At 70.4% G+C, this 12,250-nt stretch carries 11 protein-coding genes; 6 read left to right on the forward strand and 5 right to left on the reverse strand.

Translation table 11 applies throughout. The features are described from left to right. Positions 1 to 75 precede the first annotated feature (75 nt). Together feoB and POL72_RS51435 are read right to left on the reverse strand one after the other, a co-directional pair. Positions 76 to 2,034, reverse strand: coding sequence for a ferrous iron transporter B (feoB, locus tag POL72_RS39215; RefSeq protein ID WP_272101974.1), 1,959 nt, complete (start codon positions 2,032 to 2,034; stop codon positions 76 to 78). Then, positions 2,031 to 2,363: a FeoA family protein gene (locus tag POL72_RS51435; RefSeq protein ID WP_272101975.1), complete on the reverse strand. Its 333-nt coding sequence runs from the start codon at positions 2,361 to 2,363 to the stop codon at positions 2,031 to 2,033. The genes feoB and POL72_RS51435 overlap by 4 nt, the downstream gene beginning before the upstream one ends. Positions 2,364 to 2,950: 587 nt before the next feature. On the opposite strand from POL72_RS51435, the gene POL72_RS39225 reads away from it, so the two are divergent. The 3 genes from POL72_RS39225 to POL72_RS39235 all read left to right on the forward strand — a co-directional run bounded on the left by POL72_RS39225 (position 2,951) and on the right by POL72_RS39235 (position 7,422). Next, positions 2,951 to 3,172 carry a heavy-metal-associated domain-containing protein gene (locus tag POL72_RS39225; RefSeq protein ID WP_272101976.1) on the forward strand — a complete coding sequence of 74 codons (222 nt, stop codon included), beginning with the start codon at positions 2,951 to 2,953 and terminating at the stop codon, positions 3,170 to 3,172. Positions 3,173 to 3,703: 531 nt separating this feature from the next. Beyond that, positions 3,704 to 4,969 (forward strand): cellulase family glycosylhydrolase, encoded by a 1,266-nt coding sequence (locus POL72_RS39230; protein ID WP_272101977.1) that lies wholly within the window; start codon positions 3,704 to 3,706, stop codon positions 4,967 to 4,969. Positions 4,970 to 5,295: 326 nt separating this feature from the next. Then, positions 5,296 to 7,422, forward strand: a complete 2,127-nt coding sequence (locus POL72_RS39235; RefSeq protein WP_272101978.1) for a sialidase family protein — start codon at positions 5,296 to 5,298, stop codon at positions 7,420 to 7,422. A 245-nt stretch (positions 7,423 to 7,667) separates the two neighbouring features. Here the strand turns inward: POL72_RS39235 and POL72_RS39240 are convergent, their stop codons facing one another. Further along, positions 7,668 to 8,720, reverse strand: a complete 1,053-nt coding sequence (locus POL72_RS39240) for a LysR substrate-binding domain-containing protein (protein ID WP_272101979.1) — start codon at positions 8,718 to 8,720, stop codon at positions 7,668 to 7,670. 380 nt (positions 8,721 to 9,100) lie between these two features. Here POL72_RS39240 and POL72_RS39245 point away from each other — a divergent pair, with 380 nt between their 5' ends. After that, positions 9,101 to 9,382, forward strand: coding sequence for a cupin domain-containing protein (locus tag POL72_RS39245; protein ID WP_272101980.1), 282 nt, complete (start codon positions 9,101 to 9,103; stop codon positions 9,380 to 9,382). A gap of 63 nt (positions 9,383 to 9,445) precedes the next feature. Next, positions 9,446 to 9,580: a hypothetical protein gene (locus tag POL72_RS39250; protein ID WP_272101981.1), complete on the forward strand. Its 135-nt coding sequence runs from the start codon at positions 9,446 to 9,448 to the stop codon at positions 9,578 to 9,580. 1,003 nt (positions 9,581 to 10,583) lie between these two features. Here the strand turns inward: POL72_RS39250 and POL72_RS39255 are convergent. Together POL72_RS39255 and tnpA are read right to left on the reverse strand one after the other, a co-directional pair. Next, positions 10,584 to 11,081: a hypothetical protein gene (locus tag POL72_RS39255; protein ID WP_272101982.1), complete on the reverse strand. Its 498-nt coding sequence runs from the start codon at positions 11,079 to 11,081 to the stop codon at positions 10,584 to 10,586. Then, positions 11,075 to 11,413 carry an IS66 family insertion sequence element accessory protein TnpA gene (gene tnpA / locus POL72_RS39260; protein WP_272101983.1) on the reverse strand — a complete coding sequence of 113 codons (339 nt, stop codon included), beginning with the start codon at positions 11,411 to 11,413 and terminating at the stop codon, positions 11,075 to 11,077. The genes POL72_RS39255 and tnpA overlap by 7 nt, the downstream gene beginning before the upstream one ends. 519 nt (positions 11,414 to 11,932) lie before the next feature. Here tnpA and POL72_RS39265 point away from each other — a divergent pair. Next, a complete protein-coding gene (locus POL72_RS39265; protein ID WP_272101984.1) occupies positions 11,933 to 12,247 on the forward strand; it encodes a hypothetical protein in 315 nt (104 codons plus the stop codon). Positions 12,248 to 12,250: the final 3 nt, after the last annotated feature.

Consider the following 12,250-nt stretch of genomic DNA (forward strand, 5'->3'; position numbering starts at 1 on the left):
CGCGGCCGGCGTTCGATGGCTACGGGCCCTGGCGTCCAGCAGGCGCCGGCGATCTCCGCCGGGCGCGGCGCCGCCTCACGGCATCCCGAGCAGCCCGCTCCCCTGGTAGACGACGAGCGCCGCGACGTACGCCGCCGCGTAGGTGTAGGCGAGGACGAACGCTGGCCAGCGCCACGACTTCGTCTCGCGCCGGATCGCCGCCACGGTGCTCATGCACTGGCAGGCCAGGACGAAGAACGCGAGCAGCGCGAGCCCGGTGCGCGACGAGTACGCGAGCGCCCCGTCCGGGCGCTTCGCCTCGCGGATCTGCTCGGCGAGCGGCGCGGGCTCGTCGTCGGCGTCCTCGACGCCGAAGATGACGCCCATCGTCCCGACCATGACCTCGCGCGCGCCGAACGAGCCGATGAGGCCGACGTTGATGCGCCAGTCGAACCCGAGCGGGGCGGTCACCGGCTCGAGCGCGCGCCCCACGCTGCCGGCGATGCTCGACTCGAGCGACGTCGCCGCGCTCTCGGCCGCTGCGGCCGGAGCCTCGTGCGGCGCGGCGCCCGGCATAGGGACCTTCAAGAGCACCCACAGCACGGCCGAGACGGCCAGGATCACGGTCCCGACGTCGCGCGTGAACCGCCACGCCGCCTGGCCCGCCTTGCGGACCACGAGCCGCGGCTCGGGGCTGCGGTACGCCGGCATCTCCAGCACCATCGGGAGCGAGCGCCCGCGGGTCGCCGTGCGCCGGAGCAAGAGCGAGGCGACGAGCCCGGAGAAGATGCCGGCGACGTAGAGCGCGACGAAGAGCAGCGCCTGCACCCAGGGGCCGTGGGCCGCGAAGAACGTCGTCAGGAGGAGCGCGTAGGTCGGGATCCGCGCCGAGCAGGCCATGAGCGGCAGGACGAGGATCGCCGTGAGCCGCTCGCGCGGGTCGCGCAGGATGCGCGTGGCGTGCACGGCGGGCACCGCGCACGCGTGCCCCATCAGCAGCGGGAGGAACGCCCGGCCGCTCAGCCCCATCAGCTGGAGCAGGCGGTCGACGAGGAAGGCGCCGCGCGCGAGGTACCCGCTCGCCTCGAGCAGCTCCATGGCGATCGTGAGGATCACGATCTGCGGCATGAACGCGAGCACCGTCCCCGCGCCGCCGAGCAGGCCGTCGACGACGAACGAGGCGGCGAGCCCCCCGCCGAGGGTGCGGGACACGAGGCTGCCGAGCTGACCGATCGCCGCGTCGAGCGCCTCGGTGACCGGGGTGGCCACGAGGAACACGGCGGCGAAGAGGAGCGCCATGAGCCCGAGGAACAGCACCGGGCCGGCCGCCGGGTGGAGCAGCACGGCGTCCGCGCGCGCGGTGAACGTCCTCCGTCGCTCCGCGCCGGCATCGCGGCGCGGCGGCTCGACGTACGCGGCGCGCGCGACCTCATCCGGGTCCCACGCCGCGGCGCCGGGGGGCTTCACGGCGCCCGACGCGATCGCGTCGAGCCGCGCGGCCGCAGCGTCGAGCACCACGCCGCGCGCGGCCGGGTCCCTCGCGCTCACGAGCAGCACCGGCAGGCCGATGGCGCGCTCGAGGGCGCCGATGTCGAGCCCGCGCCCCTCGCCCTCGAGCACGTCGCGCTGCGTGGCGACGACGAGCGGGGCGAGCCCGCGCCGCACGAGCTCACGCGTGAGCCGCAACCCGAGCGCGAGCTGCGTGGCGTCCACCACCTGGACGACGAGGCGCGGCCGCTCTTCCGCGCCGGTGCGATCGAGGAAGCGGCGCGCGACGCCCTCGTCCGTCGCCGGATCGACGACGGCCTCGATCGAGTAGAGCCCGGGGAGATCCGCGATCGTCGCGACGGCCCCGCCCGCGAGGCGGACGTCGGCCGTGAGGATCTCGACCGTGATGCCCGGGAAGTTGCCGACGTGCGCGCTGCCCCCGGTCAGCCGGTTGAACAGCGACGATTTGCCCGAGTTCGGCCGCCCGAGCAGCGCGATGAGCGGCCGCTCGGCCGACGCCGGGAGGCGCTCCGCGCGTGCGCCTGAAAAGTCGAGCGAGGCGGTCATCCGACCCGCCGCTGCGAGGGCAGGGGTGCCACGAGGATCGAGCGCGCGAGCGTCGCGTTGATCGCGAGCTCCCCGCCCGACCCGGTGCGCACGTGGAGCGGGCCGCCGAACGCCGCGCGCCGCATCGACGTGAGCGTCTGGCCGGGACCGAGCCCCATCGCGCCGAGCCACGCGGCGAGCTCGGCGTCGAGGCCGACCTCGACCACGATCACGCGCTCACCGGCGCGCACCTCCGAGAGCGGACCCGCAGGAGCCGCGGCGCTGGCGTCGTGCGCCCGCGCCTCCGTGCCGGCCACGCCGCCGGCCGAGTCCACATCGGCGAAGCTCACGTCAAACTGGGGAGGAACGCTGGAAACCATGGGCCCCGTCAGATTTTGAAAATCAATTTCAAATCTAATGGCATTGTGAACGGTCTCGGCCGGGATGTCGAGCGCCTCTCGACCAGCTGCCGTGGCGGCTGACCGCTCCGGGTGGCGGCGACGCCTTTTCTTCCTGTTCCTGCCCAGGCGGCCAACCATTCCTTGTCCTGGAGATAGCCGCGTCGCTCCGTGCTCCGGGGCCCGGCGCACCCCCGATCGGCTCTCCGGCGAGCGGCCGTCGCGCGTCTGCCGAGACCGCGGAGCGGAGCGCGCGAAGCATTCGGGTCGGGCGAGCCATCCGATTCACCGGGCCGCGGCGGAGCCTCGGCCAGAGCGACGGCGGTCCGCGGATTGTCCTCCAGGGGCCCATTCTACCATGGGTGCGCGACGCGAGCGCCTCACGGCGTCCACCGCAGACCCGCCGCTCCCTAACGACGCGCGACGCGCGCCACGCGCGCCACGCGCGAAGGGACGCAGCGGCTCCTGCGCGGTGTAATGAGCCCCGATGGCTGCGTCTCCCGGGATGAGCGGCCCGTGGGTCGCCGAAAGGAAGAGCCATGAAAGAGACCATGCTCCAGGTGGACGGGATGAGCTGCCCGTCCTGCGTCCGCCACATCGACAGCGCGCTTCGCGAGCTCGGCGGCGGCGTGACCAGGGTCGACGTGCGCCTGCGCGAGGGCATCGTCGTCGTGCAGCACGATCCGGCGAGCGCGCCCGTGGACGCCCTCGTCGAGGCCGTGCGCGGGGCCGGCTACGGCGTGCGCCCGCGCGCCGCCTGAATGCACGCAGCGCCCGCGGCGCGTGGCCTCGTATGAGCGCACCGCGCCGCGAGATCTCCCTCGCCGCGCTCGACGCTGCAGGGAGAAATTTACCGGTTAACCCAAGCGGGAGCCAGCTCACAGATGTGACCGTCTCCACGAGCTCCGGGGCGCGCTCGTCCCGGCAGGCGCCGAGGCCCCGCGCCGCCCTTCGTGGCGCTGGACAATGAACCGATTAAGTGGTTTCCTTTCCGCGCTTCCCGCGTGCCACGGGCCATGTCGTAGGAGTCGTTTGTGAGCCCCGGTCCGCGGTTTCTTGGTTTCTTCATTCTCGTGGGCCCGCGGACTGACTAGGTCCTCTCCTCACCGTGGGTTCCTCCCAGGTCTGGCCATGCAGCACGGCATTTGCGCCATTCGCGCGCTGCCCGCGGTGCTGCGCGGCGTGCAGGGCCCGGTCGACCTGCAGAACGCGAAGGATTCACCGTGCGGTCACGCAGGGTCGAAGCCGGACGTCGCCAGGTGCAGTCAGGGGAGAGGCAGAAGGAGATCACGATGCGCGTTCTTCATGGGTCGGTGGCTGGTTGGACCGGAGCAGCCCTCATGGCGCTGGGCCTCTCCGCGGGATGCGGAGGCGACTCGGATGACCAGCAGGGCTCGGGGCAGGAGACGACCGGAGCGGGCGGCGGCGCATCGGGCGCGGGCGGGGGGGCCACGGGAGCCACGTCCGGCGCCGATGGCACGACGTCGAGCAGCGGCGTCACGTCCGGCGCCGGCGGCGCTACCTCGAGCAGCGGCGCCACGTCGGGCGCCGGCGGCGCCACGTCGGGCAGCGGGGCCACGTCCGGCGCCGGCGGCGCCACCTCGAGCGCGGGCGCCGGGGGCGGGGGTGACCAGGAGTCGCCGGGGTTCTCGGTGCGCGGCCGCTTCCTCTACGACCGTTGCGGCGAGAAGGTGCTGCTCCGGGGCATCAACGAGATGGTCGTGTGGCTGTCGTCGGGGCCCGACGGCCTGCCGGAGTTCGCGGAGATCGCGAAGACCGGCGCCAACGCGGTGCGGATCGTCTGGCTCGCCACGGAGTCCTCGGCGGGCCTCGATCAGGCCATCACGAACGCGCTCGCGCAGAAGCTCATTCCGATCGTCGAGCTCCACGACGCCACGGGGAAATGGGATCTCCTGCCGAGCCTCGTCGACTACTGGACGAGGGCGGATGTCGTCGCCGTGATCAAGAAGCATGAGCAGAGCTTGCTCGTCAACATCGGCAACGAGGTCGGGGACCAGGTGGACAACGCGGCGTGGGAGGCGGGCTACAAGCAGGCCATCACCCGGATGCGCGGCGCCGGCATCACGGTCCCGCTCGTGATCGACGCCTCGAAGTGGGGGCAGAACATCGACCAGCTCCAGGCCGTCGGCCCCGCGCTCGTCAAGCACGACCCGAACATCCTGCTCAGCGTCCACATGTGGTGGACGGACGGGAGCGGCGCCACGATCACGAAGGAGCTGCAGGAGTCCGTGGCGCTGAACCTGCCTTTGATGGTCGGCGAGTTCGCGCAGCACGCCGTGTACGAGTGCGGCAAGCACCCGTTCGATTACAAGACGCTCCTGGCGAAGAGCGTCGAGCTCGAGGTGGGGTGGCTCGCCTGGTCGTGGGGCGCCGTCAAGAACAGCGACTGTCAGAGCGACGGGCCGTTCGACATGACGACCAACGGGACCTTCGCGGGGCTCACCGGCTGGGGTCGCGAGGTCGCGGTGACCGACCCGAACAGCATCCAGAACACGTCGGTGCGCCCGCGCTCGATCGAGACCGGATCGTGCAGGTAGCGGCGTGACGGCGCCCCCTGACCCCGGGCGTCCCTAGTTCGCGAGGACCGCAGACGAGCGAGGCTCGGTCAGCGGGCCGAACGTCGGTGCAAAGGCCGCGGCGCCTCGCGGACCCCTTCGCGGCGCCGATCTACGAGCGCATGGCGCGCGTTACCTCGGGCAACAGCCGTCCGATGCCTTCCGGAGCGCACGCCGCCGCTCTATTGCTTGGACCTGACGAGCCCTGTCGCCCGCGGACCGTGAGGTGGTATGCCGGTGCGGCCCAGGTGGCGCCTGCGATGTCGCGCCGTCCATCGACGGAAGGGCTCGAGAAGAGAGGCGATTCGATGATCTGGCTTATCCGAGCGGCGGGGTGCGTGCTCCTCGCCATGGCGTGCGGGTGCGGTGGAGGCGGCAACGGGACGGGCGGCGCGGGCGCCGGCAGCGCGACCGGAGGCGGGGCGAGCGGCGCTGGCGGCTCGGACGGCGCCGGCGGCTCGGGCGGGCCAGGCGGCGGCGCCGCGGAGGAGCTGCCGCTCCAGTGGACGAAGATCGACCCCGTCCGGACGGTGGGCAACGTCTTCGGGAACCAACTCTATGGCTTCAACCGCCTGTTCGTCACCTCGAAGGACACGGTGCTCGGCACGGCCGTCGGCCAGGACAGCGAGGGTCTCTTCCGGTCGACGGATCGCGGGGCGACGTGGACCGGGGTCACCAACAACGGGGTCGGCCCGGGCGGCGGAACCGACCTCCTCGGGGAGTTGATGCCCATCGATCTGACGGTGCGCGCCGAGGCCGGCGGGCGCCTGTTCGCCCTCTCCTGGTACCGGGGCCGGACGAATGACACCTCGGGGGGGCTTTACGTGTCGGAAGACGACGGCGTCACCTGGTCCGCCCTGATCGACGAGGGCGGCCCCGCGATCGGCGAGCTGCTCGTCGTGAACGCCGAGCGCCTCCTCGTGACGACGGTCGAGGGGGTGAAGCAGTCGACGGACGGGGGCCGGACGTGGGAGTTCCTCGGCCCTGCCATCGGCCAGTTCCAGGGGATCACCCTCGACCGGAACGGCGCTGTCCACGTCGCGTCCAGCGCTGTTGTCGCGCGGAAGAACCCGGAGGAACGGTGGTTCGAGTACCTCGTCGGCGAGGATCTGACGCGCCCCGCTCGCGGCCTCGTGTTCCTCGAGAGCATGGCGGATGGCACGCTGCTCGGCAGCGACACGAGCCAGCACATGGTCCGCTCGCGGGACTACGGTGATAGCTGGACGATCGTCCCCGGGATGGAGCCGATCGGCGAACCCCACCAGCTTGTGCAGCTCCGGTCGGGCAGCCACGTGGGCGTGACCGCCTCCGGCCTGTGGTACTCGCACGACTACGGCTCTTCCTGGGCCAAGCTGAGGGCGCCGGAGCCGGGGCCCTGGAGCACGGCGGCGCAGCTCTCCGACGGCTCGCTGCTGGTGTCGTGGTATCACAGCGACTTTGGAAGCACCAAGGGCCGGCTGTACATCAGCGCGCCGTTCGCCGGGGAGGCGCCCGCGTCCTCGGCGCCGGCGGTGGTTCGCCCGGATACGTGCAAGGATGGAGCGCTGTCCGAGGGAGAGGAGCGCACGGACTGCGGCGGCGTCTGCGGCATGTGCGAGGACTGGACGCTCCACGGCAGCGCCGCGCATCGCGGGATCTTCGTCTCGTCGACGGGGCGCTGGTACTCGCAGGGCGTGCTTGGCCGCCTCGACGGCTCCGATGATGAAGGCAACACCTGGCGAGCGCTCGCCGACAGCTTCGCCGTGCCGCAGGTGGAGCAAGCCGGGAGGCTCTACGCGCTCGTCCCCGGCTATCTGCAGGTCTCGGACGACGACGGCGAGACCTGGTCGCTCATCGCGGGCGAGGGCATGCCCGCGAACCCGAGGCAGCTCGCGGTGATGCCCGACGGCCACATTTTCGGCTTCTTCGACGACGGCATCTTCGGCTCGGCGGACGGGCAATCCTGGGATTGGCTCCTGAGAAACGTCTCGTGGGCGCGCCTGCTCGTGGGTCCGGATCAGCGCCTCCTGGCGGTCCATGACCACGGTGTCGGGAGGATGAACGCTGCCCAGGACGAGCTGGAACCGGTGGAACTACAGGGTATCGGCCGCCCCCTTCAGAACGTCGTGATCGCCGGCGACACGATCTACGCCGTCAGCGAGGCCGAGCTCTTCGTCACGAACGAGACCTTCGCGACGTTCACCTCGAAAGGCATGCTCCCGCGGGGGGCCGCCGAGATCTTCGCGGGGCCGCACGGCGAGCTCATCACCTACACGCCGAGCACGGGCCCGGACCTCGCCTTCCACATCTCCCGCGACGGGGGCGCGACGTGGCAGCCTCGCAACGCAGGGCTGCCCGGGCTGGTCGACGCGGTGGTAGCGCAGCGGCCTGACGGGGGCCTGATGGTCGCCTGCTTGTCGGGCATCTACAGGAGCGCGCCGATCAGCGCCTGGTGAGGGCGTGGCGCCCCCACCCGCGGGGCGCCGCCACCCGGGTTGCGGAAGCTACGAAATCGCTGCTGTTCCCGGCCGCCGCTCGTCAGCGATCGGTGTCTCTGGCGGGACTGTCCCGCAGGGGCGAACCGTCTCGAGCCATCGGATGCCCCGGGATCTCGGGAAAGCCGCACCGGCTCGTTGTGATGCAGGATCCCATGACTCGGTACAAAGCATCGCTTCAGCCCCTGATACAGAACCTCATGACATCATTCTTCGGCACCGCGTCCGCCGCGGGGCCCGGCTGCGCTGAGGAGGTCGAGGTGCCTGTGGCCTCTGACCTGCGCCTCCGGTTTCCGGACCAGGCGGCCAACGTGCTCGAGGGGAGCGATGCGTTCGCCGCCCTCCACGAGGGCTTCGCGCCGGACTCCACGAGCGATTTCGACGGGACGTTGCAGCGCCTGCACCACGAGGGCCGCGAGGCGGGCGGTCGGGAGCCCCGGTGCCGCCTCTGCCTTGTGCAGGGCCAGGGGGAGCGCGGGCAGCGCCGGCAGCCCGGCCTCCCCGGAGCCGAGCGCCCGCACGCCGGCGGGCAGGCCGATCGGCGTGCGCACGGTGAGCCCGAGCCCTGCCGCCGCCGCGGCCCAGAGCCCGCCCAGGTCCGGGCTGGTGAACGCGAGCCGCCACGGGATGCCAGCGCGATCGAGCGCCGCCGCGGCGGCATCCCGGAACCGGCACGGCGCCTCGATGGCCAGGAGCGGCAGCGGCTCGCCCTCCGCCCCGGTCCACGCAGAGCACCCCGCGGCCGACCCGATCCAGCGCATCGGCAGCTCGGCCAGACGCTCGCCGTGCGGCGCGCCCATACCGTCGCCCCACGCGAGCGCGAGATCGAGCCGGCCCGACGTGACCCGCTCGAGCAGCTCCGCATTGCGCGCGACCCGCACCTCGATCCGCACCCTCGGGTGGGCGCGCGAAAACCGCCCGAGCACCTCGGAGAGCAGCACGTCACCGAAGTCCTGTTGCAGGCCGAGCCGGACCCAGCCCTCGAGATCGACGCCGCGGACCGCGGCCGCCGCCTCGTCGTTCAGCTCGAGCAGGCGGCGGGCGTACGCCAGCATCGTCTCGCCTGCCTCCGTCAGCGCGAGACCGCGCCCGGCCTTGCGAAAGAGCGGCGTGCCCGCCTGCTCCTCCAGCTTCTTGAGCTGAGCGCTCACCGCCGAGGTCGACCGGCCCACCCGGTTCGCCGCCCTGGCGAAGCTGCCCAGCTCCATCCCCGTGACGAAGCTGCGCAGCACGTCGAGATCGAAGGTGACGCGTTGCATGCCAACCGTCCCGTTTTTCTGAACTATCCGTACCAAACTTCCTGATTTTCAGCATGATGGTGCTCCGTCATGCTGGTGGCGTCAAGGCGAGCCGGAGCCGCCTGACAGAGCACAAGGACCCACACTCCATGCGTTTCGCTCACGTCTCACGGCGGAACGGCGAGCCGCCGCTGCGCGAAGGGGACCTCTCTCGCGATCTCGCCGACAGCCCTCGTCGCACGCGGCGTCCGGGGAGCGCGCTCCCGGGGAGCGGGCGCCGCCTCTCCCGGGCTGCGCTCGCGATGGCGACAGCCTTGCTCTGTGCCGGCGCGGGATGCACGCGGGACTCGGTCCTGGAGCGAGCCTCGCTTGGAACTCACGCGGTCGCGGGCGGGAAGGCCGTGACTCGCGTCGAGGTGCAGCGGCTGACGTTGCCCCCTGGGTTCAAGGCAGGGCCGCACACGCACCCCGGTCCGGTCGTCTGCTATGTGACCGAAGGGCGTATTCTGTTCCAGGTAAAAGGCCAACCGGCCAGGTACTACACGGCAGGGCAAACGATCTTCGAGCCCGCGAGCGCGCCCATCGAGCGCTTCGACAACGCTTCCAGCTCGGCCCCCGCGACCTTCATCGCCACCTACCTGCTGGGCGACCAGGACACGGAGCTGCTCCACAGGCTCCAGTAGACGCGCGTGCGCTCTCTCGCTCGAGCCCCTTGCGTCCTTGCGGCTTCGGTCCTTGCAGCGTCCGTGCGCAGCATGGTCGCGAGGGTCGAGGAGCACGGCCTGCCGCTGGTCCGCTTTCCGCCCGATCGCACCGCCGACGCGCACCGGGCGGTGGAGAGCGGCGCGGTCGGCAAGGTCCTGCTGGACGTCACGTCGTGACGTTCAGCCGTAACCGCCCACCAACCGCCATGGCCTGGTCCCTTGCGGCTTTCGCCGGGGTCGAGATGCTGGGCGCGGGGCGGATGGCGAGGCGTTCAGCCCACTTGTCCGAGCCCGCAAGTAGGTAATTCTTTCTTCCCAGCGCGCGCAGCGTGGCCGTACGGTGGGACCGGTGATGCCGCGAGCCCTTCACCGCGGGCGACGCAGCGGCGGAGGGCGCCCCGTCGGGCCACACCGGAGCCGCCCTCGGCGGCGAAACAGGCGGAAGCATTGGAGATTACTGTTGTTTTCGACGGCTGCTCATATCCGATCGGTTTCTCTGGCGGGACTGTTCCGCGGTGGCGAACCGTCGCGATCCGGTGCTTTGCCCGGGATTTCAGGGAGGCGTGACGACGGATCGCAGCCGGTCGGTGGGCGTGGGCCCAACCCGGGCCCAACCGGCGAGCCTCGATCCTGGGAAGCTCGCGTCGGCCGACGCGTCGCCTCGGGCCGTCGTGGTTGCCTCGCTCGCCGGCACCCTGAACCGCGCCATCGCCCTTGGGGATGAGGAGGCGGCGCGGATCGTTCACGAGACGATCGGTCGGCTGCTCGGCCTGGTGCCAGCGCCGGAGGGGAAAGAAAGGTCGCGCCGACCGTAGCAAGCCGCATTGACGAGGCGCCCGGATAGGACGACAGCGAAGACCCGATCATTCTGGCCATGTCGACCTGCGCTGCGCGGTGCACTACCGATGACAGCCTCTCGCGCATCCTGATCACCTTTCTCGAGGGATGCGGACCGGCTGGGGCCCTGCTCACCGGCTGATCGGAAGGCGCGCGATGGCGCCGCGCCCGTGAGCGCGCCCCATCTCAGGAGCGCGCCGCACGGGCGCAGCAGAGCTCGGCGCGAAGAGCGCCCGCCGGGCATCGCTTGTTGCCGCACGCTCTGCGCGGGACCGCTGCCGCTCGGCGCGGTCGCGCTCTTGTTCACGACGATCCTGTCGAGGCGGAACCCATCCTCGCGGCCCTAGACATTCACGGTGTGGATGCCGGTGCTGGCGACGTTGATGGTTTGGCTCTGCCAGGTCAGCGTTCCGGTCTCGTCCGGCGAGTCGTTGGTGCCGATGACGGTATCGTCGACGCCCGCCGAGGCCGAGTTATCGTTGCCGTTGATGCCCGTGCCTCGGATCCAGATGTAGAAGGTCCCGGTCGAGGTGAAGTTGGGGCTAGGCATCATAGGAACGTGGCGTCCGCAAGGTCGATCCTGCTGGTTCCCGCACCTGCCGATCGTGGCCGCGCAACCGGACAGGTCGGAGAAGCTCCGCCGTCGCCTGGCGAGCGTGGCACCGTGCTCGCGCGCCTTCAGGTGCTTCGCCCCGCTGCGCGGGCGCCTGCGGCGGACTGGATCCGCGCTGCGCGCGGTGCCTGCACGGCAGCGGAAGCGGGGGAGGACCACAATGCTCTTGCGCAGGTCGGTAGGCTCGGCCGCGACGTAGACGCGCACCGACGGCGGCAGCGTCAGCACGGCGACTCCTCGGCCGCCAGCGCCAGCACCCGCTCGAGCGTGGCCGGGTCGAAGCCCGGCCGAACGCGAACCACCCGCCCGTTGGGCAGCGCGATCTCGATCGGCTCGGCCGCGACCGGCGATGCGTCGATCACTACGTGCACCGGCAGGAACCGCGGCGGCTCGGTCGACGACGACGGCGAGGGCTGCGAGCGCCCGTCAGCCCGCAGCTTCCAGCGCCACCAATAGAGCTGCTTGGGCTTGTACCCCTCGCGGCGCGCGAACTTCTCGGCACTCAGCCCGCTCCGCTCCCATCGCCCCACCCGCTCGGCCCACTCCACTCTCGTCGCCATCGCTTCCTCCTTCGTCGCGATGGGAACAGGTAACCGGCGGCGCGCGGACGGTCACGATGCCCTTGGCTGGGCGGTTACAGCGGAAAGACCGTCGGCGAGCCGCTGCGCGAGCTCGGGAGCTTCGCAAGAAACGACACTATTGTCGATCGCATCGAACGCGACGCCGTGCTGCATACCACCGAGCACACGCGCGACCAGTACTCTTGCAGACCCGTGACATTCACACTACCGCTTCGCGCGATTCCAGAACCTCGCGCTCGTCTACTCAAGATTTCTCTTTGCAAAAACAATTGCAAAAATTGAGCAGTTCACGCGACAGGGTTCGCTTCGAGACTCCAGGGAACGTCAACCTTCGGGAGTCTTGCCGGCTGCGTCGGAAAACCTCCCTAAATCGTGCGTGGCGCATCTGCAGGCGCACCTGCGCCCTGGTGGACGAAGAGCCACCGCTTTACATAGTACTTCGCGCACCACGACCGATCGCACACAGCACTGAGTAGAGATCACAGGGGAGGGCTCGCAATGGCACGCAACAAGACCTTGTTTATCTACAACACCTCGAAGCAGAAAGAACAGGAATGGTCGATTTACTCGGAAAACGTCATCAACAAGAGTGTCACAGTTGGCTCGACACGCAAGAGCTATACCATTTCTCTAAGCGGAGACGCGACCATCCAATTTGGCGTCAATGACACAGTTTACCTCAGAGCAGAATACAATTACTCAACAGACTCCTGGAAATCGCACACCGATACACCAAAAGAAATCAATTTCACAGTCTCGGGCAGCGCCGTGACCGTCAGCTCTTCCTACGATCCAGAATTGCCAGCATGCTGATCC

Source organism: Sorangium aterium (assembly GCF_028368935.1).
Lineage (GTDB): Bacteria > Myxococcota_A > Polyangia > Polyangiales > Polyangiaceae > Sorangium > Sorangium atrum.

Bases quoted from the DNA above. Each gene is read 5' to 3' on its own strand.
- feoB (WP_272101974.1), bottom strand. From the start codon at position 2,034: ATGACCGCCTCGCTCGACTTTTCAGGCGCACGCGCGGAGCGCCTCCCG.
- POL72_RS39225 (WP_272101976.1), top strand. From the start codon at position 2,951: ATGAAAGAGACCATGCTCCAGGTGGACGGGATGAGCTGCCCGTCCTGC.
- POL72_RS39230 (WP_272101977.1), top strand. From the start codon at position 3,704: ATGCGCGTTCTTCATGGGTCGGTGGCTGGTTGGACCGGAGCAGCCCTC.
- POL72_RS39235 (WP_272101978.1), top strand. From the start codon at position 5,296: ATGATCTGGCTTATCCGAGCGGCGGGGTGCGTGCTCCTCGCCATGGCG.
- POL72_RS39240 (WP_272101979.1), bottom strand. From the start codon at position 8,720: ATGCAACGCGTCACCTTCGATCTCGACGTGCTGCGCAGCTTCGTCACG.
- tnpA (WP_272101983.1), bottom strand. From the start codon at position 11,413: ATGGCGACGAGAGTGGAGTGGGCCGAGCGGGTGGGGCGATGGGAGCGG.
- POL72_RS39265 (WP_272101984.1), top strand. From the start codon at position 11,933: ATGGCACGCAACAAGACCTTGTTTATCTACAACACCTCGAAGCAGAAA.